This window comes from Marinobacter sp. (genome assembly GCF_041690615.1).
GTDB lineage: Bacteria > Pseudomonadota > Gammaproteobacteria > Pseudomonadales > Oleiphilaceae > Marinobacter.
The window spans coordinates 1-21,417 of the sequence record NZ_JAWLGY010000007.1; the positions used below are offsets into that span (position 1 = coordinate 1).

Sequence of the window (21,417 nt, forward strand, 5' to 3'; positions counted from 1 at the left end):
TGGCCGGTCCCTGGACGGTCACCGACCGAGCCGGCAATAAAAAAACCCAGCATTTCTGCTGGGGTTTGTTATTGGCGGAGAGGGAGGGATTCGAACCCTCGATACGCTATTAACGTATACACACTTTCCAGGCGTGCGCCTTCAGCCACTCGGCCACCTCTCCAATAAACTGTTCCAAATCAGCGATCTCGTCGCTCATTTGAGGGCGCAAACTTTAATGGTTTTTTGTGGGCTTGGCAACCGTTGGGCGGAAAAAATATTGCGCTGGTTACAGGTTGAACACACTCGTTTGCTGGATGGCCATGTAGACAGCAGTGCCGGCTACGATGGAGAGCAGGGCGTTTCGGCGCCACAGGTGCAGAAGGATCACAACGAGGCTCGGGACCAGGGCGTCAGCGCCGAAGGCGGGGGCCGTCCAGGTGGCCGAGCGTAGCAGAAACACGATGACCAGAAGGGCCATCACCGCTGCTGGCAGGTAGCGGCCAATGTGCAGCAGCAACGGGTGCTCATGGTGCCGGGAAAGGAACAGGAACGGGATCACCCGGGTCATGAAAGTCGCCACGGTCGCCACCGCGATAAAGGCGAGTATATAGGTGGTGCTATCCATGGGCTGGTCCTTCCCGGTGGCTCTTGCGCCAGCGATATTGCAGTAGTAGCGTGCCCGTGGCTAGAACCACGGCACCGATCAGCTGGTGGGCGGATGGCAGCAGGGCAACGGCAACGGCTGCGGCCAGGGCGCCGGTCCACAGTGGAAACTGCTCCCCCAGGGCTTTGAATTGCTCGATGGTCAGAACGATGAACAGCGCCACGAGCGCGAACTCGATCCCGGTACTGTCAAAGACCATATTGTCCCCCAGAAGCGCCCCCACGGCGCACCCCACTACCCAGTAGATCTGGTTGAACAGGGTGATGAGGAAATCATTGCGTTGCTCTTCTTCCCTTGTGCCCGTGCGGGGCCGGCTGGTGAGCAGGGAGTAGGTTTCGTCGGTCAGTCCGAAAATCAGATACAGCTTGCGCCAGCCGGCCCCGCGGAACTGGCCCAGCAGTGACAGGCCATAGAACAGGTGGCGGGCGTTAAGCACAAACATGGCAACGAAGACTTCGAGCAGGCCTGCACTGGCGGCGATCAGGCTCACGGCAAGTATCTGACCGGCACCGGCAAAGATGGTGATTCCCATCAGCGGTGCGTACCACCAGGCATAATCAAGCTGTGCCGTAAACAGCACTCCGAAAGCCATACCCAGGGGCAGGTAACCGAAGAGGATGGGTAGGGTCTGGCGAAACAGTGCGGCGCTCATGGGTGTTCTGAATAGCCTCGGAAAAACGGCCAATCATACCGCGCCTGCCTGCGTCTGCCTACTGTTGTTTGGTACCTACCGATTGTTACAATTTTTCACCATAAACCGGGCGGTTGCACTGGTTCTGAAACCAGCCTGTCATATAGGCGACTTAGGGTGCCTGCATTGCTTCTGACCCGGAGTTTGCCATGTTTGCCACTGTTCGCGCCCGTATCCTCGCATTCGCCTTTCTTGCCCTGACCGCCCTGGCGGCACTCGGTGCAGTCAGTTGGTCGATCATCGCCCAGTCTTCCCGGGCGACCGACTCCCTGGTCAATGAGGAGCTGGCACAGAGCTGGCAGCTGGCGGCACTGGACGAGTCATTACGCCAGCTCCAGGACCTTTCCTACAAGACCAAGGCACAGCTACTCCTGTGGGATGAGATTGACACAGTCTTCAGCGATCTGGAGGTCGCCCTGCCCGGGAACTGGCGGGCAATAACCGGGAATCCGGGACTTTCCGATTGGGCAGGAGGGTACCAGGAGGATTTCGGCAGGGTTCAGGAACTGCTGGGGGCCATATCGGAGGGCATTGGAGCCCGCTCATACTATCAGGTGGGCCAGGTGGTGGATTTCCGGCTGATGCCCGCCGTGGAACCGCTGTTGCTGGCCATCCGTGAGGAACAGCTCAAGCGTCGTGAAACCATCCAGGCCAGTGCTGCCGGACTGCTTTCCTTTATGGACCGTCAGGGGAGCTACCTGCTGGCCGGGTCACTGATGTTTCTGCTGTTGGTGCTGGGAATGACCCTGTGGCTTCGGCATACAGTGATTCTTCGTCTGCGCCACACCGAACGGGCCCTGCGTCAGATGGAGGCCGACTCGGACCTGCGACGGGCCCCCGAGATATCAGGGCGCGATGAGGTTGCCGGTGTGGGAGCTGCCATCAATGGCCTGGTAACGCGGTTTGCCGGGTTCATTCATGACATTCGCCACGCTGCAGCCTCCCTGGATGCCCGTGCCCGCACCCTGGAGGAACAGGCGGAAACTGTGCAGCAGGCGTCAGTCAGAACGCGGAACCAAATTGACGAGGTGTCCGGGTCCATGGAGGAGATTGCCGTCCAGGCCAATCGGGTAGAGGAGGCAGCGAGGGACTCCCGGGGAACCATCGCCACCGCGCTTGAGGGGAATCATGGCGTGCAGAACGGGTTGCAGCGCTCCGAGCAGGCGGCGGAACATACGGTAGCGGTGATTGGTGAGGTGTCCGCGGCCATACAGGTGCTGGAGACCTCTACAGGTAACGTGGAACAGGTCGTCAGTGTGATCGCTGACATTGCGGAACAGACCAATCTGCTGGCACTGAACGCAGCCATTGAGGCGGCCAGGGCAGGGGAACATGGTCGCGGTTTTGCGGTCGTTGCAGATGAGGTTCGCACACTGTCCCGGCGTACTTCGGACTCCACCGGAGAGATCCGCCAGTGGGTGAGCGACCTGGTGGACAATGTTAAGCGCATAGAGGGTCGCCTGCAGGCAATGCGCACGGCCGGGGATGAAAACCGCTCTGAACTCATGCAGCTGCGAACACATCTTGAGCATCTTGATGAACACTTTGCGCGCCTCGCCACGCTTAGTGAAGACATTGACGGAGCTGTCTTTGCCCAGCGTGAAAATATCGAACGGGTTGGCAGGCGTTCCCGCACGCTTACCGAGAGCGCTGACCTGTTGGTGGGGTCGGTGGCGCAGACCCGGGACGTCAGTGATGCCCTGCGACTGGAGTCCGGTTCCATTCGCGAGATCGGGGCCCGCTTCCACGTTCAGGAGGCCTGATCTGCCACAGGGCCGCCCGGTTCCGTTATCATGGCCGCCAATCTTTATTGATGGAGCTGCACCCATGGACGAGACCGAGAAAACGCCGCAACAGGACCCCCGACAGGAACCCTTTGTTGTCGACACGGCACTGCTTACCGAGGATCAGCTGGAAGGCCTGGTGCAGGAGTACTGCACCCGATACCACGGCCTGAATGACCAGGAAAGCCCCCTGCAGGAGCAGAGTCGGGTACTGGCGGCTGTCCGTCGTGGTGACCTGGTGGTCTGGTTTGATCCCGTCGAGAACTCTGCCGGGCTGGACCATCCCCCTGGGCTATAAATCTGGTGCATGGAACGTTATAACCCGTAGCCGGTTCAGTTGATGGGGTTTCCCCTTTATCATGACTCTCCGAAAACCCGGCAGCTTTCCTTATTGTCACGGAGGGCGCCGGCGGCTGTTCAACAATAAATGGAAGCATGCTCATGGCCAGTTTTCGCAGTGTCCTCATTGCCAATCGTGGTGAGATCGCCATCCGTATTGCCCGTAGTCTTTCCGAGGCCGGAATTCGTTCTGTCGGCGTCTATGCGCCGGACGATGCGCAATCCCTCCACGTCCGCCGGGTGGACCACGCGGTGGTGCTCAGCGGGCAGGGGGTGGAGGCCTACCTGGACGCTGCCCAGCTGGTCAAGCTGGCCCGGGCGGAAGGCTGCGATGCCATTCATCCCGGTTACGGCTTTCTGAGCGAGAATCCGGACTTCGCCCGCCTTTGCGATGAAGCCGGCCTGGCCTTTATTGGTCCTTCCGCCGGCTGCCTGTCATTGCTTGGTGACAAGGCCCGGGCGCGGGACCTCGCCCGGGAGTGCCGGGTGCCCCTGGCTACGGGAACCGATGGTGGTCTCACCCTGGGCGAGGCTGAGGCATTCCTGGGGCAGCTTAAAGCCGACCATGGCAATTCCGCGGGTATGATGCTCAAGGCCGTGGCTGGCGGTGGTGGGCGTGGCATGCGCCCGGTTTTCAATACCGATGAACTGGAACCCGCCTGGCAGGCCTGTAAGCGTGAGGCGCAGCGTGCCTTCGGTAATGACTCGCTGTATGCCGAGCGGTTATTGGCTAACGCCCGCCATATTGAGGTACAGGTGCTGGGCGACGAAACCGGTGCGGTAACCCACCTGTGGGACCGGGATTGCAGTCTTCAGCGCCGGCGTCAGAAGCTGGTAGAGCTGGCGCCTGCGCCCCACCTGGGCAAAGATCAGCGCACGGCAATGATTGATGCGGCTCTGGCCATGTCCCGTGCGGCCGGGTTGCAGGGCTTGGCAACCATCGAGTTCCTGCTGGATGTTGATTCCGGTGACTTCGTCTTTATGGAGGCCAATCCACGCCTGCAGGTTGAGCATACGGTTACCGAGATGATCAGCGGCCAGGACCTGGTTGCCCTGCAGCTGGCACTGGCCTCCGGTAAGACCCTGGCCGAGCTTGGCCTGACCGGTACCCCTCTCGAACCGGGCGCGGCCAGTGCAGTTCAGGTACGAATCAATATGGAGACCCAGGGGCCTGACGGCCAGGCCATGCCCGCATCCGGTACCCTTTCAGTCTATGAGCCACCGGGCGGACCGGGAATTCGCGTAGACGGCGCCGGTTATGCCGGCTACCAGAACACCGGTGGCTATGACTCCCTGCTTGCAAAACTGGTGGTGTCCGGCCAGGGCTCCCTGCAGGAGCTGATGCGCAAGGCCTACCGCTCGCTGTGCGAGTTCCGGGTGGAAGGCATCGATACCAACCTGGAATTTCTTCGTAACCTGGCCCGCCTGCCGGAGATGGCCGACTGGTCGGTGACGACCACCCTGGTGGAAGAGCGAATGGCACAGCTCGTCGATGCTCGGGACGACGCCCATCCCCGTTATTTCTTTGAACAGGAACTGCACCAGGCCGGGTCCCGGGAACAGCAATCGGTGTCCCATGCCCCGGAGTTGCCTGAGGGACAGGCCGTGGTCTCCACACCAGTACAGGGCACGGTGGTGCGGGTTGCCGTGTCCTCCGGCGACACAGTCGCTCCCGGGCAGCTGTTGGCGATTGTTGAATCCATGAAAATGGAGTTTGAGGTCAAGGCCGCTGCGGCAGGCCAGGTTACGGCGATTCTGGCCGGCGAAGGCTCGACCCTGCGGGAAGGTGAACCTGTGTTCCAGCTGTCGACGGATGGCGCTGTGGCCGAAGATGTCATCACGGAAGAGAGCTGGGACCTGGAACGGATTCGTGATGATCTGGCGGATGTGCTCGACCGCCACGACCGCCTGCAGGATCACCGACGGCCGAAGGCGGTCGCCAAACGACGCAAGACCGGTCAGCGTACGGCGCGGGAGAATATCCTGGACCTGATGGACGAGGGCAGTTTCACGGAGTACGGAGCCCTTGCCCTTGCCGCCCGCCGGCGAAGGGTCGACATGGACGAGTTGATGGAATCCAGTCCGGCGGACGGACTGATTGCCGGAATCGGCACGGTCAACCGCGACCGGGTAGGGCCGGAAGCGGCCCGCTGCATGGTGATGTCCTACGATTACACCGTCTTTGCCGGCACCCAGGGCATGATGAACCACAAGAAAACCGATCGCATGCTGCAACTGGCAGACCGCTGGCGGCTGCCCCTGGTGCTGTTTGCCGAGGGTGGCGGGGGCCGCCCCGGGGATACCGATCATGTCGGGGTGGCGGGGCTGGACTGCCATACCTTTACGGCCATGGCGAAGCTTTCCGGCCGGGTGCCCCTGATTGGCATTGTCTCCGGGCGCTGTTTTGCCGGTAACGCGGCCTTGCTGGGCTGTTGCGATGTGATTATCGCGACCCGGGACGCCACGGTCGGTATGGCCGGTCCCGCCATGATCGAGGGCGGCGGCCTGGGCCGTTTCACTCCCGAAGAGGTGGGGCCGGTGTCGGTGCAGGGGCCGAACGGGGTGGTCGACATCATTGTGGAGGATGAAGCCGAGGCGGTAGCAGTGGCCAAACAGTACCTGGCCTACCTGCAGGGTGACACGCCAGAATGGAACGCAGAAGACCAGCGCCTGCTACGTCACCTGATTCCGGAGAACCGGTTGCGGGTCTACGATATCCGTCAGGTTATCCGTGCACTGGCAGACGAAGGCTCGGTAACGGAACTCCGCCAGGAGTTCGCGCCAGGGTTGGTCACGGCACTGGTGCGGATCGAAGGGCGTCCGTTTGGCCTGATGGCCAACAATCCGGCGGTACTGGGTGGGGCAATCGACGCGGCTTCCGGTGACAAGGCCGCCCGGTTCATGCAACTGTGTGATATTGCCGGGCTGCCGATGCTGTCCCTCTGTGACACACCAGGTTTCATGGTAGGACCGGACGCTGAGCGCGAAGCCACGGTACGACATGTTTCGAGAATGTTTGTTACCGCTGCCAAGCTTCGGGTACCGTTTTTCACGGTGGTGCTGCGCAAGGGCTATGGGCTGGGAGCCCAGGCCATGGCGGCCGGAAGCTTCCATTCCCCCATGTTCACCATCGGCTGGCCCAGCAGCGAGTTCGGTGCCATGGGCCTGGAAGGTTCGGTCCGACTCGGTTTTCGCAAGGAACTGGAGGCCATTGCCGACCTCGACGAGAGGCAGGCGGCCTTTGAAAAGATGGTGGCCAGGGCCTATGAGCATGGTAAGGGCATGAACATGGCCAGCTTCCTGGAAATCGACGCGGTCATCGACCCCGCAGAAACCCGTCGCTGGGTGATCCGGGGCCTGGAATCGACGCCGGCGGAAAGTCGTCAGGGATATGACCGGAGTGACCAGTTCATCGATGCATGGTGATGGTCGGGGATGGAATCAGAGGTCCACATGGGAAGATATTGATGTGCAGGCTATTCGTTGATTCCGGCAGGCGGTACAATCGCCGAAAACCATTGTTGAATATCGACGCATTGTCCGGTGTTCCGTTCAGCGGGACTGGTAGCGAGAGGTGAACATTGATCAGCGTACTCGTTGTAGACGACCATGATCTGGTTCGTTCCGGAATCACCCGGATGCTGGCCGACAACCCGGATATTGAGGTAGTGGGCGAAGCCTCGTCAGGGGAGGCCGCCATCGAATCGGTTCGACAGCGACGCCCCGACATCGTTTTGATGGACATTCGTATGCCGGGCATTGGCGGTCTGGAAGCTACCCGCAAAATCCTGCGCCTGGATGACTCCATCCGGGTCATTGTGGTGACGGCGTGTGCCGACGACCCCTATCCCACCCGGGTAATGCAGGCTGGCGCCACCGCCTATATCACCAAGGGCGCAGACCTCGACGAGATGGTTCGTGCTATCCGCAAGGCCCACTCCGGCCAACGCTATATCAGCCCGGAAATTGCCCAGAAGATGGCGCTCAAACAGCTCGGTGGTGACGCTGAAGACCAGGACGAGTCGCTATTCGATCGTCTGTCCGAGCGGGAGTTGCAGATTGCCATGATGGTGGTGGACTGCCAGAAGGTGCAGGACATTTCCGACAAGCTTTGCCTGAGCCCGAAAACGGTCAACAGCTATCGTTACCGCATTTTTGAGAAGCTGGAGATCTCCAGCGATGTGGAACTGGCGCTCATGGCGGTTCGATTCGGGTTGCTTGATGCCGACAAGGTCTGACAATCCACCACAGCAGACCAAGGACCAGGGTTTTGACAGCAAGGCATTCCTCAAACAGCTGACGGAACGGCCCGGCGTTTACCGCATGTATGATGACGGCGGTAACATGCTTTACGTGGGCAAGGCCCGCAACCTGAAAAAGCGGGTAGGCAGCTATTTCCGCAAGTCCGGGCTGGCCCCCAAGACGGCGGCCCTGGTGTCCCGTATACGACATATCGAAGTGACGGTTACCGGTAGTGAAACCGAAGCGTTGCTGCTGGAACAGAACCTTATCAAGTCTGAACGGCCGCCGTATAATATCCTGCTCCGGGACGACAAATCCTACCCCTATATCTACCTCTCCGGTCATGAAGACTACCCGTCACTGACCTTCCGCCGGGGGCGCACCCGGAAGGGGCAGGGCACCTGGTTCGGCCCCTATCCCAGTTCGGGAGCGGTCAAGGAAAGTCTTAATATTCTGCAGAAGATATTCCGCATAAGAGATTGTTCTGAAAGTTATTTCAGAAACAGAACCCGGCCGTGTCTTCAGTACCAGATCAACCGCTGCACCGCGCCGTGTGTGGGGTATATTACCCCGGAGGAGTATCAGGCAGATGTGCGCCACGCCACCATGTTCCTGGAAGGGAAGAACCCGGCCATTATCCGTGACCTGATGGATACCATGGAGCAGGCGGCGGCTAACCTGGAATTTGAAAAGGCAGCGGCCTGCCGGGACCAGATCAATCACCTGCGCCATGTACAGGAACAGCAGGCCATCGACAGTGAGGGTGGTGACGCGGACGTCATCGCCATGGCCCAGGATGCGGGTATTGTCTGTGTGGTGGTGATCATAGTAAGGGGAGGCCGGGTGCTGGGCACCAAGGATTATTTCCCCCGCTTTTCACTGGAACAGACCGACGCCGAACTGCTGGCGGCTTTCCTCGGCCAGTTCTATTTCGGCAGCGCTACCCGGCGGGAGATTCCCCGGGATGTACTGGTGACCACCTTGCCGGATGAACAGGAGCTGCTTGCAAGGGCCCTCAGCGACCAGGCCGGACGGGAGACCCGGATCCGGCAGAACGTCCGTGGTGAGCGTCGCAAATGGCTCGAACTGGCCCAGACCAACGCCCGCCAGACCCTGATGACCCACCTTGCCAGCAAGGAAACCGTGTACCGGCGTTTGCTGGCCCTGCGTGACCTGCTGGACCTGACGGAAACGCCCTCCCGCATGGAGTGTTTTGACATCAGCCATAGCCATGGGGAAAACACGGTCGCATCCTGCGTGGTTTTCGACGAGAATGGCCCGCTCAAGAGCGATTACCGGCTCTATAATATTGAAGGCATTACCGGGGGTGATGACTACGCCGCCATGAAACAGGTGCTGACGCGCCGCTATCGCCGCATGGTGAACGGCGACGGCAAACGTCCTGACCTGGTGTTGATTGATGGCGGCAAGGGCCAGCTGAGAATGGCCCGGGAAGTGTTCGAGGAGCTGGGCATCCGGGATATCCCGTTAATTGGCGTGGCCAAGGGCGTGACCCGGCGGGCTGGTATGGAACAGTTGATCGACGCCCTGACCGGTCGGGTCTTCCGGGTGCCGCCTGACTCTCCGGCTTTGCATCTGATCCAGCATATCCGGGATGAGAGCCACCGGTTTGCCATCACCGGACATCGTGCACGACGGGACAAGAAGCGCCGGCAGTCCACCCTGGAAGGTATCGAAGGGGTAGGGCCCAAGCGCCGCCGGGACCTGATCCGTTATTTTGGCAGCGTCAAAACCCTCCGAGATGCCGGAGTCGATGAAATCGCCAAGGTTCAGGGCATCAGCAAGGCCCTGGCTGAATCCATTTATGCCGCATTACACGATGAGTAAGGAATCCATGAATCTGCCAAACATCCTCACCCTGTCCCGTATCGTGATGATTCCGGTCTTCGTAGTGATTTTCTACCTTCCCGTGGAGTGGCGCTATGTGGTCAGCGCGGCGATTTTTGCCGTGGCAGGAGCCACGGACTGGCTGGATGGTTACCTGGCCCGCAAGCTGGACCAGTCGACACCATTCGGGGCGTTCCTGGATCCGGTGGCGGACAAGCTGATGGTGGCCGTGGCGTTGACGGTACTGATCGAGGAGCATGCCAGTTTTATTCTCACCATTCCGGCCATGGTCATTATCGGCCGGGAGATCGTTATTTCGGCATTGCGGGAGTGGATGGCCGAGGTTGGTAGCCGCGCCAGTGTTGCGGTGTCCTACATCGGCAAGATCAAGACCACGGCGCAGATGGTGTCAATTATCCTGCTGCTGGCCGTCCCGCCGGGAGTCATCATTGCCTGGCTTGGCACCGGGCTGCTCTACCTGGCTGCGGTACTTACACTCTGGTCCATGGTGCTTTATCTGCAGGCCGCCTGGCCGGACCTGTTCCCGGACAAGGGCCAGCATCAGTAATCACCCAGGGTTTCTGCCACCCAGTCCGTCAGTTCAGCGGAGAGCCGGTCAGCCGCCCGGCCGAAAGCGGCTACCGACGTTTCTACCGAGCCTGTCGAGGCTTCTCCATTCATCGGTATGGTAATGCGAAATTCCCGGGTGGCCAGGGCCGTGCGACTGCCGTTTTCCACCAGTTGAGCCTGAAGATAGAGGCGAACCTGGCGCGGGTCTCCGGTGCGGTCTTCCTGGAATTCCTCCAGGGAGGAGCTCAGGGTGATCTGGCTGCCGGCACCGCTGGTGTCGGAGACGACAGTGCCCAGCCGTTTATCGCTCCGCAATGCCCGCACCAGGTGATTACGCAAGAGTTCAGGGGCATCACTCACCCAGCGCACAGCGCCGTAGGCAGCTAACTCGTTAGGCCGGGTCTCAAGCACAATGCGCTTGCCACCGAACAGGCCGGTGGCCTGGGGGCGCTCCACTTTGAGGACAGGCAGACTGTCTGGGGCTTGCCCGGACGCCGCGTCGGCTTCGAAGTGATAGGGCAGGGTGAACTGGCGCTGAGGCTGTTTTTCGGGAAACAGGGCAACGCTGCAGGCGGTAAGTGACAACGCCAGGGCAATGACACCGGCGGCTTTCCATACACCTGGAAGAAAACGGCGACAAACCATTATGGCGATACCTCCTGAATCGGGTCCTGACCCAGCAGCGCCTTGCCGGGGTCTTCTTCCAGTCTCTGTGTCAGCAGGCGCAGATTGCGCAGGGTGGTTCGGAGTTCCTGCATGACCGGCGCCAGCTCGCCCAGGCTCTGCAGGCCCTGGCCAACAGAACCCTCATTTGCTGCGACCAGGGTATCGATCCTCGTGGTGGCCTTTTCCAGGGATTCTGCAGCTGTGCGGGCGGAAGCGAGCATTGGCCTGCCTTCCTGGTCAAGCAGGCTGTCCAGGTAATTCCCCAGCCGCTCATACCGCTCAAAGGTCTGTTCGGCCCGCGCTGCAGCTTCATAGACTGCTATCAGGGCGCGGTTAAGGTTGTCCCGCTCATTTACCAGCGAATCCGAGGCAGTATGCAGGTTCTCCAGTGCTGCCGTGAGATTGTCGGCGTTTTCCTTTGACAGGAACTGATTGGCATTGGTCAGGAAATCGTCAGCGCGCCGGAACAGGTTTTCGCTGTTACTCATTAATGCGCTGAGCTGGGAAGGTTCGGCCTGAATATAGGGTGGGTTCTGCCGGTTACCCCTGAGTATGTCGCTGTCCGGGCTGCCGCCGGACAACTGAATGGTCATGGCACCGGTAATATTGGCAAGGCTCAGGGAGGCCTTGGTGTTCTCCCTGACGGGTACGTCTTCGTAGACACGCACCAGCGCCAGCACGTGGCTGGGATTCTCCGGATCCAGCCTGAGCTCGGACACATCGCCCACTTCGATTCCGCTGTACTGCACCGGGCTGCCTTCGGACAGGCCACTGACCCCCTGGCGAAAGCCGATCTCGTACCAGGCGTATTCACGGTTGCCTTCCGGGTCGCCCAGCCAGAGCGCAAACAGCAGGATGGCGGCAATGGTGACAATCGTAAACAGACCGATCAATACATGGTGGGCCCTGGGTTCCATGTCAGTGGTCCTCCGTGGTCAGGCGTTGGTGGGCGTTTGCGGCGGCACGGCCCCTGGGGCCGTGGAAGTAGTCCTGTATCCAGGGGTCCGGGTTGTCTTCCACCCGGTCCAGCGTGTCTGCGACCAGCACCTTACCCCTGGCCAGCACCGCGACCCGGTCACAGGTCGTGTAGAGGGTGTCCAGGTCATGGGTAACCAGGAACACGCTGAAACCAAGGGCATCGCGAAGGGTCCGGAGCAAGCGGTCAAAGCCGGCGGCACTGATCGGGTCCAGGCCGGCAGTGGGCTCGTCGAGAAACAGCACTTCCGGGTCCAGGGCCAGGGCCCGGGCCAGGGACGCGCGCTTGACCATTCCCCCGGACAGCTCCGCAGGGTAGTTCCATGCCGCCTGAGGGGGCAAGCCTGTGAGGGCCAGTTTCATCCGGGCCAGGTGCTCGGCATCGCTACGGTGCAGCCCTGTGTGCTCGATCAGCGGCAGGGCGACGTTCTCCTGCAGGGTGAGCGATGTAAACAGGGCACCGGTCTGAAACAGCACCCCGAATCGTTGCTCGGCCTTCGAACGCTCCCGGGCAGACAGCGCCTGCAGATCCTGACCGAATACCCGGATGGTGCCGGCGCTGGCCTGCTGCAGACCGATGATACTGCGCAACAAAACGGATTTTCCGGTGCCGGAACCACCCACAACACCCAGGATCTCGCCCGGGTAAACGTTCAGGTCCAGGCCATCATGGACGGTATGGTCCCCGAAACGGTTTACCAGTCCCCTTACTTCGATCAACGCCTCCATATCACCACCCCATTTCCATGAAAAACAGGGCGGCGATGGCATCCAGCAGGATCACCATGAAAATGGACTGCACCACGCTGGAGGTGGTGTGTTCACCGACCGACTGGGCGCTACCACTGACCTTGAGTCCTTCCAGGCAGCCGATGACCGCCACCACGAAGGCAAACACCGGCGCCTTGCCAAGCCCCACCAGGAAATGGTTCAGGGCAATATCCCGTTCCAGGATGGTCAGAAACTGCGTGACAGAAATATCCAGGCTGAGGACGCACACCAGCATACCGCCCAGAATGCCGGACAACATGCCCACGAAGGTCAGAAAAGGCAGGCTGATCACCATTGCCAGTACCCGGGGCAGTACCAGCATCTCCATCGGGTCCAGGCCGGTGGCCCGCAGGGCGTCCACCTCCTGATTCGCTTTCATGGAGCCCAGTTGTGCGGTATAGGCGCTGGCGGTACGACCCGCCAGCAGAATGGCGGCCAGCACGACCCCGAACTCCCGCAGAAAGGCGTAGGAGACCAGATGTACGGTATAGATGGTGGCGCCGAAGTCTTCCAGGACGGTGGCACCCAGAAAGGCCACCACCGCACCCACCAGAAAGGTCAGCAGGGCGACAATGGGGAGCGCGTCCAGACCGGTGGACTGGACGTGGGCCACCAGCGAGGTGAGCCGCCAGCGCCCGGGGCGGGGCAGCACTGACATGAGGGTGGCCAGGGTCTGACCGATGAATCCCGCCAGCAGCTTCTGGTCCTGATAGAAGCTGGCCATACCCCGGCCCACTGCAGCCAGGGCTTCCCGCAAACCCGGCGTCTGCCGACTGGTTCCGGCATCAAGTCCCGAGGTGGCCCGGGCCACGGTGAGCAGAAGCTCACGGCGTTCCGGTGCCATTGACGCGTCTGCTTCGGCCAGCTTAACCAGGCGTTCGCTCCCCAGTAACTCGGCGATCAGCATCGCACCGGCGCTGTCGAGCTGGCCCAGCCCGGACCAGTCGACAGAGCGGTGGCCTGTGTCAGGATTTGCCAGGGCCTCGTGAACCTGTGATCTGAGCTCACCGAAATGCGTCAGAACCCAGTCCTTGCTGAGAACCAGGGTATCCCTTTCAATGGTCAGGTTGCCGGCTGTCGGCATCCATCACTCCCGTTCAGAAAGATGACTGATGCCTGAATCATAGCGGATTGGACGTAAAGGTGCTGTCTGAATTTTCGCCACAATACCTGACAAAACAGAAACTTGTTAAAAAGGTGTTGACGGCGGAACCGGAATCCGTAGAATACCCAGCCGTTGACGAGGCAATGCCTCCAGACAAAGAGCGGGAATAGCTCAGTTGGTAGAGCACAACCTTGCCAAGGTTGGGGTCGCGAGTTCGAATCTCGTTTCCCGCTCCAATTTCTCTCCGGTTTCGCCGGTTGGAAAGCAAGATCCAAGTCTCTCAACGCCCACCTGAGAGCAGAAAGCCCCTTCGAATGGCTTTTCCGGCGCGGTGGCAGAGTGGTTATGCAGCGGACTGCAACTCCGTGTACGCCGGTTCGATTCCGACCCGCGCCTCCATTTTTACCTATTTCTATGCCTGCATCCTGTAGATTTTAATCAGGTTGAATCGCTCAGGTCCTGCGAAAGCCCCTCATCGGCCGTCTTTGCCCGCACCTTCTGACCCGAAAAGGCCCGGAATGGATGGTGAGCGTTTTGGATGGAGCTGTCAGCTTTTGAGTTCTGCCAGGAATATCAGCATCTGAGCTGCCGGCATTGGTTTCGCGTAGAGAAAGCCCTGAGCCAGATCGCAGCCCAGATTCCTGACGACGGCATCCTGGCTGCTCGTCTCGACACCTTCGACCACTACACTCAAACCGAGCGAATGCCCCACCGTGATCATGGCCCTCATGATGGCCATATCACTCTCGTTGCTCATGGCGTGGTGGAGAAAGCTCCTGTCAATTTTGATACTACAGACAGGTAGTTTGCGCAGGTACACCAATGAAGAGTAACCGGTTCCAAAGTCGTCGATAGAAATATGAACACCGGAACCCTTCAATCGTTCAAGCTGCCTGATCTGTCCGTTGTCGCTGCCAAAGACTTCGTTTTCCGTCAGTTCCAGGCCCAATTGTTCGGGGGCCAGCTGATAACGTTGAAGTGTCTGCAGTATCTGGTCCGCCAGATGGGGGTTGTTCAACTGTTTTCCCGACAGGTTGATATCGATCCGTATGTTCTCGAGGAGGGTGCCCTGCCAGGCTTTCAGTTGCTCACAGGCGGCTTCGAGGACCCAGTTGCCAATCCGGTGTATCAACCCCGACTTCTCGGCGACCGGTATAAAATCCGTTGGAGACACCGCCTGTCCGTTTTCATCGAAACATCTCAGCAGTGCTTCACAGGAACTCATGCCACCATGCATCAGATCGATTTGCGGCTGAAAGTGGAGTTGCAGGGTGTTGCTGTCGATCGCCCGGCGCAGCATGCCGGTAGTACCCTGATAGTGAATCAGCCGGTCATTGATGTCGGGTGTGTAAAAGCAGATATTGTTTTTGCCTTTCTCCTTGGCCTGGTACATGGCAGCATCGGCGTTGCCCATCAGCTCAGCGCTCGTCCTTCCATTCCGGGGAAACAGGCTGATACCGAAACTGGCCGTTACCTGGTACCGGTCTGAATCGAGGGTGAACCCACGATCAAGGGCGCCGATCAGGCGACACAGGAGTTCGTGAATACCTTCCGGTCCGTCAAAATCGAACAGAAGCAGGACAAACTCATCGCCACCGAAGCGACTCAGCAGGTCAGCGCCACGAATTTCTTTTCTCAGAGCTTCCGACACCGCTTTTAACAGTGTGTCCCCTTTATGATGGCCGAGGGTGTCATTGATCAGCTTGAAATTGTCCAGGTCAATGAATACCACTGCCAATTCCCGCCTCAGCCGGGATGCCTCCTCAAGGCGAGCTGACAATTCGGCTTCCATAAACCGCCGGTTAGGCAGTCCGGTCAAATCATCAAAGGTTGCGTTCCTGTACAACTCCTCTCTGGCTTTTTTCTGTTCTTGCAAGCTGATATCAATGCAGAACATTTCACATTCACCGGTATCCTGCTTGATCATTACATGACTGGAATAGACAGGGACCAGGTGGCCTTCCTTATGCTGGAGTTCCAGCTCTTCTGCGGGAATACTGACATTATTTGTCAGCCAGTTGTTATGCGCCCTTATCACACCCTCCCGCATATAATCCGGAATGATCAGGTCTTCCAGTAACATGCCCTGGGCTTCCTGACGGGTGTAGCCATATAAACGCGTGCTGGCCTCGTTCCAGTAGATAACCTGACGCTTCCTGTTGTAGCCCTGAACAGCGACCATCGGAAGGCTTTCTATCAGTTCATGGAATTTTCTCTCGCTCTGGTCGAGGGACGCTTGTGGCTGCTCATTGTAAAATCCAGACGAACCCCGGGTTTTCGGCCTGTGCTTATCCGGCATTGTTTTTAACTCCAAACATCGATTCAAAAAGCAGAAGCCAATATGCCTATCCCTTATACGAGCATAGGTTGGTGTGGGGTCATTTTCTAGCCAGGTCCGGTGAGTCAAGCCTCTCCCGGGACGGGCGCAGGGTTGGTCGCAGCCCTGATTCAGGACGGTTCCCGTCTGGTCGTGGCCCGGCTAAAGGATGCCCTGAAAGGTCTTATGTGCGGCCCTGCGAGATCGAATTCAGACTCAGGAAGCTGTCCGCTGGTTGCGCCATCAACTCCCGGATGGTCTCGGTCTCGAACTGACGCCGGATGTTAATGGCGTAGAACTCCTCATGGACCCCGGGCAGGGCGCCGTAATCCTCCAGGTTGCCGTTACGCAACTCATCCCTCACCACCACGGGTGGCAGGATCGCCAGGTGACCGGTATCCCGGGTCAGCAGGCGCATCAGGGCCATGTCATCCACCTCGGCGGCGATCCGCGGCTGGAACCGGTGGTAGTCGCACAGCTGGTCGAACGCCTGGCGAATGCTGTTGTCGGCGCCCGGTACCAACAGTGCGCGATCAGCCAGCATAGCCGGGAAACCATCCCGCGTCGCCAGCCCGGGGGGGCCGATAATGCTCACCGACTGCCTGGCAATCAGCCGGGAACGCCAGGGGTTCTGGTCATCCCCCTGCACCGCCTGGTTGGCCAGGATCAGATCCAGGCGGTGGGCCGACAGCCGCCGGAGAAGTTCGTCCAGGTGGCCACTCTGGAGACTCAGTTCCAGGTCTTCGCGCCCCAGCAATGGCTGCAGGAAGGCCTCCTGGAAGTTCCTGGACAGGGTGGCGACGGCACCGATGCGCAGCACTTCCCGGTTCGGTCGCGTACCGGAGGCGAACAGCGCGGCCAGTTCCTCACCCTGACGGAAAATGTCTTCGGCGTAGGTAAAGGCCAGCCGACCCGCCTCCGACAGTTTCAGGCGCCGCCCCTCCCGAATAAAGAGATCATGGCCCAGGCTTTCTTCAAGCTTCCGGATTTGTCCGGAAAGGGCCGACTGGGAGATGTGCAGGGCATTGGCTGCCCGGGTGAGATGCCCGGTACGGGCAACCTGCCAGAAGTAATACAGATGGTGGTAGTTGAGCTTCATCGGAAATTGTTCTCTATTTGTGAACAATAAGATCATTATAAACCATTTTTTATATTGAATAGAAAAGCGCAAAGTGCTCCTCATCAGGAGGTAGCACTTATGAGTTCGTTCGGAGAGATTGCATCACTGGTTGTGCTGGCGGCGTGGCTGCTGCTTGTCGTATCCCTGTTTGCCGTGGCTGCCCTGTCCGGGTGGCTGCGTAACCCGTTGAAACTGGATCACTGCTGGCGGTTGTCCGGTCAACTGTTAGTGGCAGCGATGGGGGTGACCCTGCTGGCAGCGGGCGCGGTCGTCGGCCAGTCGCTTTCGGGCAGTACCATGGTCACCGACGCAGGTCGCCAGCTCGGGCTATACCCCGATGGCATCAGTGTCTGGATGGCCCTGATGGTGTCGTTCATTGGCTGGGTGATTCTCCGGTTTGCCGGCACTTACCTGAACGGCGACCCGGGCCGTGACCGTTTCCTGCCCTGGTTCCTGGTGGTTATCGGCAGCGTTCTGGTACTGGTTTTCACCAGTCACCTGCTGGTGCTGGCCGGTGCCTGGATCGGTATATCTCTGGCACTGCATCATCTGCTGACACTGTACCGGGACCGGCCTGAGGCACGCATGGCTGCGGTCCAGAAGTTCATTGTCAGCCGCATTGGTGACAGCCTGATTATCGCCGGCGTGGTGTTGCTTTATATGCACTACGGCACTTTCCACCTTCCTGACATGCTGTCCATCAGTCGCGGCGGTATCGATAACACCGGAATCCTTACCCTGGCCTCGGTGGCACTGGCTCTGGCGGCAGCACTGAAGTGCGCCCAGATCCCGTTCCACGGCTGGCTGATCCGGGTAATGGAAGCCCCCACACCGGTTTCAGCATTACTTCACGCCGGTGTGATCAATCTGGGCGGTTTTCTCTGGCTGCGGCTGTTTCCGTTGTTCGACGGCTTCACCGCCGGCCACATGATCCTGCTGGTCGTTGGTGGCCTCACCGCGCTGGTGGCGGTCATGACCATGATGACCCAGACCTCTGTGAAACACGCACTGGCCTGGTCCACCTGCGCCCAGATGGGATTTATGTTGTTCGAGATCGGTATGGGCGCCTACACACTCGCCTTCCTGCATTTGCTGGCCCACTCGCTTTACAAGGCGCACTCCTTCCTGGCCTCCGGCCGCACCGTGGTGGTTACCTCCAGGCTACCATTCCCGGATGCTGACCGGCCAACCCGGGTGCTGTGGGCTCTGGGCGCCGCTGCAGTTGCTGCTGCCATGCTGGTTGCGGCACCCCGGATCGTGGAACACAACGCTCTGCTGGGGGCATTGCTGGTGTTTGCGGTGGCTGCCGCTACGTTGGGTATACCGGCGGCGTCCTCTCCGTTGGCACGACTGAAACTGACCGGGCTGGCGGTCATGCTGGTGCCGGTGTACGTACTCTGCCACCTGGTGATCGGACCGGCAGTACCCGCACACCCCGGGTTCGTGCTGCCGGCGGCCGCCTATGGCGCTGGGGGGGGAATCCTCCTTGCCCTGGTTATTGCCTCACTGCTGGTGTCCCTGGCACCGCACCATCCGCTGGCCCGGGAGCTCAAGGTGCACTTTGGCTACGGTCTCTACCTGGAACAGCCCCTTGATCGCCTGACCCGGCGTCTGGCTTCCGGGGCCCTTCGGGTTCCGGCCATGTTCCACAAGGTTCCCCATCGTCCATTCACCCGGGAGGAAAGATCATGAGCGACCCGAATCCGGCGCTGAAATCGTCCCTCGCCCAGCAGGACAGGTTGCAGGAGGTAGTGGCCCGAGCCTGTGAGCTGGTAGCTCCGGTCTGGCCCCTGGACCAGTGGATTGCCGTAAACCCCTTCTGGGGGATGAGACATCTGCTGGCCAGCTCTGCTGACCGGCTTCTGGCGGCACGAGGAGGCTTTTCCATCCTGATGCCTGCGGCGTTTTACCGGGAGGCCAGGGCCGGCGGCCGGATCAGTGACGGTGATCTGCGAGCCAGCATGGATGAGTTGGGGGTCGCGGGCGATGTCCGGTTCCATGAGGAGTGGCTGTCACGTCAGCACGCCGCGGCTACATCAGACCGGCTCTTAATACTGAATACTTTTGATTCGCCAGAGGAGGCCGGGGCAGCAGTGGTTGACGCGGTCCAGCGCCAGATTGCTTCAGTATGCGCCGGGTTTTTCGATTCCCGCCAGTCCCAATGGACCTCACCGGAAGGGAACCCCGACTTGTACCGGTACTGGCTGATGGTGTCACGCAAGGACTGGTCTCTGGATAGCCGTACAGGCCTCAGGGGGGCCAGGGAATACCTGACTGAGCTCCCGGGGGATCGAACAGAAGCTCTCTGGGTGATTGTGGATGCGCTTGGCGTTACGGAGCAAGAGCTCATGGCCATCGCTCACAGCCTGCTGCTTCATCTCAACGGTTGGGCATCCTGGTGCCGGGGCGAGGACTGGCGAGCAGCCCTGGAAGGCTCTACATCGGATCGTTGCGGTGAGCTGTTGACCGTGTTGCTGGCGTGGGAGTGGTTGGCGCTGCAATGCAGCACACCGGCGCACCGGGAACAGTGGTTTCGCGCCAGGAGCAGGGCGCGACTGACGCCGGCCAGCACCGAGCCGGGTTTGCTCTGGGTCTGGCAGAGGGCCTATGAAAGCGGTTATCAGCGGCGCCTCTGGCAGACACTGAAATCAACATCAGGGCAGGGTGAAGCTGACGAAGAAACGGAGGTGCAGGCGGTCTTCTGCATTGATGTGCGCTCTGAGGTGTTACGCCGTCACCTTGAGCGGGCTTGTCCGGCAGTGCAGACTCTGGGCTTTGCCGGGTTTTTCGGACTGTCGGTCAGCCATCAGGCCCTGGGGCCATCCCGGCCTCAGCGGCACCTGCCCGGGTTGTTGCCGGCCTCGTATGAATTGATCGAAACCCTGGGCAATGGTGACGATGACACGGCCGAAAGCAGGCGTCTTGATGAGAGGGAACTGGTTCGCTCTTCGGTGAGGAAGGCGAAGTACGGCAGTCTGTCCACCTTTAGCCTGGTGGAAACTACCGGGCTGGCCTGGGCCTGGAAGCTGGTTCGGGACAGCCTGAAACAGGGCCATGACTCTGGCGAGCGTTCCGTTGCGGGGCGAAGGTCAGCTGGTCGCTTGGTTCACAGGCACACACACGCGCCCCTGTCTGACAGGGAAAAAGCCGGGCTGGTGGCCGGGATGTTGCGGGGAATGTCCCTGACCCGTGGTTTCGCGCCACTGGTGGCCTTTGTGGGGCACGGTAGTCACACCGATAACAATCCCAATGAAGCCGGACTGAATTGCGGAGCCTGCGGTGGCCAGAGTGGCGCTGTCAGTGCCCGGCTGGCCGCCGAATTGTTTAACGACCCCGCAGTGAGGCAGGCTTTGCAGGACGAGCAGATTTTTATTCCGGATCAGACCCGTGCGGTGGCGGCAGAACATTGCACGGTAACGGACGAGGTCACCCTGCTGGATGCGGAAAAACTTTCCGAGACCCATGTCCGCCAGTTGCAGCAGCTGGTGTCAGGCCTTGAGCGGGCCGCCCGGGCGGCCCGGGCAGAACGGGCAACGCCGCTGAAGCTGAATGGCACGGCTGATGAGGCGCTGAAGGCCGCCATGGAAACCCGCACCAGGGACTGGTCGGAAGTGCGCCCGGAGTGGGGGCTGGCAAACAACGCCGCCATCATCTTTGCGCCCCGGTGTCGCACCCGTGGTACGGACCTGGGTGGGCGGGTATTCCTTCACGAATACGAGCCGCAACAGGACCAGGATGGCACCATTCTCAAGAGCCTGTTGGCGGCGCCCATGGTGGTGGCCAACTGGATCAACCAGCAGTACTTCGCCTCGGTGACAGAACCGGAGGTCTATGGCTCCGGCAACAAACTGCTGCACTCGGTGGTCGGCGGCAACCTGGGCGTGGTGGAAGGTGCAGGGGCGGACCTGCGGATCGGCCTGCCGCTGCAGTCGGTCCACGATGGTACCTACTGGCGCCATGAACCGCTGCGACTGACGGTGGTGGTGGACGCACCCGGAGACCGACTGGAAGCCGCCGTCCGCAGCCAGCCGGATGTAATGGCACTGGTGGACAATCAGTGGGTATTGTTGCACCGGTTTGCCGGCGATGGCATTGAGCGCTACAGCTCAGGGCGGTGGGTGTCTGTCGATACCCCGTGACCAGCGTGACGGGATGGCGATCCCGTCACGATTTCACAGAAACTGACATTGTGGCCTGGCCTGTAAGTGACTGAATAAAGACATAGGCTTATTTTTTCAGTAACTTGTTCATCATCAGGCTGTAGCCTGTCGGATTTGCAGCAGCTTGGCGCCAGGTCCGACAGGCTGACAGGAACAGGTGCCAGATCGGAACGGCACCCGTCA

The 21,417-nt window shown here is 60.1% G+C and carries 16 protein-coding genes and 3 tRNA genes; 10 read left to right on the forward strand and 9 right to left on the reverse strand.

Features of this window, described 5'->3' with window-relative positions:
• Positions 1 to 72: 72 nt before the first annotated feature.
• The 3 genes from ACESMZ_RS06790 to ACESMZ_RS06800 all read right to left on the reverse strand — a co-directional run bounded on the left by ACESMZ_RS06790 (position 73) and on the right by ACESMZ_RS06800 (position 1,298).
• Positions 73 to 163, reverse strand: a tRNA-Ser gene (locus ACESMZ_RS06790).
• Positions 164 to 268: 105 nt separating this feature from the next.
• The gene (locus tag ACESMZ_RS06795; RefSeq protein WP_372958624.1) at positions 269 to 607 is read right to left on the reverse strand and encodes a branched-chain amino acid transporter permease; all 339 of its coding nucleotides are present in this window, start codon (positions 605 to 607) and stop codon (positions 269 to 271) included.
• Positions 600 to 1,298, reverse strand: a complete 699-nt coding sequence (locus tag ACESMZ_RS06800) for an AzlC family ABC transporter permease (RefSeq protein ID WP_372958625.1) — start codon at positions 1,296 to 1,298, stop codon at positions 600 to 602. Before ACESMZ_RS06800 ends, ACESMZ_RS06795 begins: the two co-directional genes overlap by 8 nt.
• A 188-nt stretch (positions 1,299 to 1,486) precedes the next feature.
• On the opposite strand from ACESMZ_RS06800, the gene ACESMZ_RS06805 reads away from it, so the two are divergent.
• The 6 genes from ACESMZ_RS06805 (at position 1,487) to pgsA (ending at position 10,118) form a co-directional block, all read left to right on the forward strand.
• Entirely contained in the window at positions 1,487 to 3,100 is a 1,614-nt protein-coding gene (locus ACESMZ_RS06805; RefSeq protein WP_372958626.1) for a methyl-accepting chemotaxis protein, read from the forward strand.
• 64 nt (positions 3,101 to 3,164) lie between these two features.
• Complete coding sequence (locus tag ACESMZ_RS06810) at positions 3,165 to 3,419, forward strand: hypothetical protein (protein WP_372958627.1); 255 nt, start codon at positions 3,165 to 3,167, stop codon at positions 3,417 to 3,419.
• 137 nt (positions 3,420 to 3,556) lie between these two features.
• Positions 3,557 to 6,886: a carboxyl transferase domain-containing protein gene (locus tag ACESMZ_RS06815; protein WP_372958628.1), complete on the forward strand. Its 3,330-nt coding sequence runs from the start codon at positions 3,557 to 3,559 to the stop codon at positions 6,884 to 6,886.
• 155 nt (positions 6,887 to 7,041) lie between these two features.
• Positions 7,042 to 7,698, forward strand: coding sequence for a UvrY/SirA/GacA family response regulator transcription factor (uvrY, locus tag ACESMZ_RS06820; RefSeq protein ID WP_372958629.1), 657 nt, complete (start codon positions 7,042 to 7,044; stop codon positions 7,696 to 7,698).
• Entirely contained in the window at positions 7,682 to 9,550 is a 1,869-nt protein-coding gene (uvrC, locus tag ACESMZ_RS06825; protein ID WP_372958630.1) for an excinuclease ABC subunit UvrC, read from the forward strand. Before uvrY ends, uvrC begins: the two co-directional genes overlap by 17 nt.
• A gap of 7 nt (positions 9,551 to 9,557) precedes the next feature.
• Positions 9,558 to 10,118: a CDP-diacylglycerol--glycerol-3-phosphate 3-phosphatidyltransferase gene (gene pgsA, locus ACESMZ_RS06830; RefSeq protein ID WP_372958631.1), complete on the forward strand. Its 561-nt coding sequence runs from the start codon at positions 9,558 to 9,560 to the stop codon at positions 10,116 to 10,118.
• Here pgsA and ACESMZ_RS06835 read toward each other — a convergent pair.
• The 4 genes from ACESMZ_RS06835 to ACESMZ_RS06850 are packed head-to-tail and all read right to left on the reverse strand — an operon-like array spanning position 10,112 to position 13,616.
• The gene (locus ACESMZ_RS06835; protein WP_372958632.1) at positions 10,112 to 10,765 is read right to left on the reverse strand and encodes an ABC-type transport auxiliary lipoprotein family protein; all 654 of its coding nucleotides are present in this window, start codon (positions 10,763 to 10,765) and stop codon (positions 10,112 to 10,114) included. The genes pgsA and ACESMZ_RS06835 overlap by 7 nt on opposite strands.
• The gene (locus ACESMZ_RS06840) at positions 10,765 to 11,703 is read right to left on the reverse strand and encodes an MlaD family protein (protein WP_372958633.1); all 939 of its coding nucleotides are present in this window, start codon (positions 11,701 to 11,703) and stop codon (positions 10,765 to 10,767) included. Before ACESMZ_RS06840 ends, ACESMZ_RS06835 begins: the two co-directional genes overlap by 1 nt.
• Position 11,704: 1 nt before the next feature.
• The gene (locus tag ACESMZ_RS06845) at positions 11,705 to 12,490 is read right to left on the reverse strand and encodes an ABC transporter ATP-binding protein (protein ID WP_372958634.1); all 786 of its coding nucleotides are present in this window, start codon (positions 12,488 to 12,490) and stop codon (positions 11,705 to 11,707) included.
• Between the two features lies 1 nt (position 12,491).
• Positions 12,492 to 13,616: an MlaE family ABC transporter permease gene (locus ACESMZ_RS06850; protein WP_372958635.1), complete on the reverse strand. Its 1,125-nt coding sequence runs from the start codon at positions 13,614 to 13,616 to the stop codon at positions 12,492 to 12,494.
• A 181-nt stretch (positions 13,617 to 13,797) separates the two neighbouring features.
• On the opposite strand from ACESMZ_RS06850, the gene ACESMZ_RS06855 reads away from it, so the two are divergent.
• Both ACESMZ_RS06855 and ACESMZ_RS06860 read left to right on the forward strand, forming a co-directional pair.
• Positions 13,798 to 13,873, forward strand: a tRNA-Gly gene (locus ACESMZ_RS06855).
• Positions 13,874 to 13,962: 89 nt separating this feature from the next.
• Positions 13,963 to 14,036, forward strand: a tRNA-Cys gene (locus ACESMZ_RS06860).
• A 148-nt stretch (positions 14,037 to 14,184) separates the two neighbouring features.
• Here ACESMZ_RS06860 and ACESMZ_RS06865 read toward each other — a convergent pair.
• Both ACESMZ_RS06865 and ACESMZ_RS06870 read right to left on the reverse strand, forming a co-directional pair.
• Complete coding sequence (locus ACESMZ_RS06865; protein WP_372958636.1) at positions 14,185 to 16,044, reverse strand: putative bifunctional diguanylate cyclase/phosphodiesterase; 1,860 nt, start codon at positions 16,042 to 16,044, stop codon at positions 14,185 to 14,187.
• Between the two features lie 94 nt (positions 16,045 to 16,138).
• On the reverse strand, positions 16,139 to 17,053 hold the full coding sequence (locus ACESMZ_RS06870) for a LysR family transcriptional regulator (RefSeq protein ID WP_372958637.1): 915 nt from the start codon (positions 17,051 to 17,053) through the stop codon (positions 16,139 to 16,141).
• A 99-nt stretch (positions 17,054 to 17,152) separates the two neighbouring features.
• Here ACESMZ_RS06870 and ACESMZ_RS06875 point away from each other — a divergent pair, with 99 nt between their 5' ends.
• Together ACESMZ_RS06875 and ACESMZ_RS06880 are read left to right on the forward strand one after the other, a co-directional pair.
• The gene (locus ACESMZ_RS06875; protein WP_372958638.1) at positions 17,153 to 18,766 is read left to right on the forward strand and encodes an NADH-quinone oxidoreductase subunit L; all 1,614 of its coding nucleotides are present in this window, start codon (positions 17,153 to 17,155) and stop codon (positions 18,764 to 18,766) included.
• Complete coding sequence (locus ACESMZ_RS06880; protein ID WP_372958639.1) at positions 18,763 to 21,213, forward strand: YbcC family protein; 2,451 nt, start codon at positions 18,763 to 18,765, stop codon at positions 21,211 to 21,213. Before ACESMZ_RS06875 ends, ACESMZ_RS06880 begins: the two co-directional genes overlap by 4 nt.
• Positions 21,214 to 21,417: the final 204 nt, after the last annotated feature.

What these genes read in the sequence shown, in the direction of transcription:
- uvrC (WP_372958630.1), top strand. Translation starts at nt 7,682, where the DNA reads ATGCCGACAAGGTCTGACAATCCACCACAGCAGACCAAGGACCAGGGT.
- ACESMZ_RS06840 (WP_372958633.1), bottom strand. Translation starts at nt 11,703, where the DNA reads ATGGAACCCAGGGCCCACCATGTATTGATCGGTCTGTTTACGATTGTC.
- pgsA (WP_372958631.1), top strand. Translation starts at nt 9,558, where the DNA reads ATGAATCTGCCAAACATCCTCACCCTGTCCCGTATCGTGATGATTCCG.
- ACESMZ_RS06880 (WP_372958639.1), top strand. Translation starts at nt 18,763, where the DNA reads ATGAGCGACCCGAATCCGGCGCTGAAATCGTCCCTCGCCCAGCAGGAC.
- ACESMZ_RS06845 (WP_372958634.1), bottom strand. Translation starts at nt 12,490, where the DNA reads ATGGAGGCGTTGATCGAAGTAAGGGGACTGGTAAACCGTTTCGGGGAC.
- ACESMZ_RS06805 (WP_372958626.1), top strand. Translation starts at nt 1,487, where the DNA reads ATGTTTGCCACTGTTCGCGCCCGTATCCTCGCATTCGCCTTTCTTGCC.
- ACESMZ_RS06835 (WP_372958632.1), bottom strand. Translation starts at nt 10,765, where the DNA reads ATGGTTTGTCGCCGTTTTCTTCCAGGTGTATGGAAAGCCGCCGGTGTC.
- ACESMZ_RS06815 (WP_372958628.1), top strand. Translation starts at nt 3,557, where the DNA reads ATGCTCATGGCCAGTTTTCGCAGTGTCCTCATTGCCAATCGTGGTGAG.
- ACESMZ_RS06800 (WP_372958625.1), bottom strand. Translation starts at nt 1,298, where the DNA reads ATGAGCGCCGCACTGTTTCGCCAGACCCTACCCATCCTCTTCGGTTAC.
- ACESMZ_RS06875 (WP_372958638.1), top strand. Translation starts at nt 17,153, where the DNA reads ATGAGTTCGTTCGGAGAGATTGCATCACTGGTTGTGCTGGCGGCGTGG.
- ACESMZ_RS06810 (WP_372958627.1), top strand. Translation starts at nt 3,165, where the DNA reads ATGGACGAGACCGAGAAAACGCCGCAACAGGACCCCCGACAGGAACCC.
- ACESMZ_RS06850 (WP_372958635.1), bottom strand. Translation starts at nt 13,616, where the DNA reads ATGCCGACAGCCGGCAACCTGACCATTGAAAGGGATACCCTGGTTCTC.
- ACESMZ_RS06795 (WP_372958624.1), bottom strand. Translation starts at nt 607, where the DNA reads ATGGATAGCACCACCTATATACTCGCCTTTATCGCGGTGGCGACCGTG.
- ACESMZ_RS06870 (WP_372958637.1), bottom strand. Translation starts at nt 17,053, where the DNA reads ATGAAGCTCAACTACCACCATCTGTATTACTTCTGGCAGGTTGCCCGT.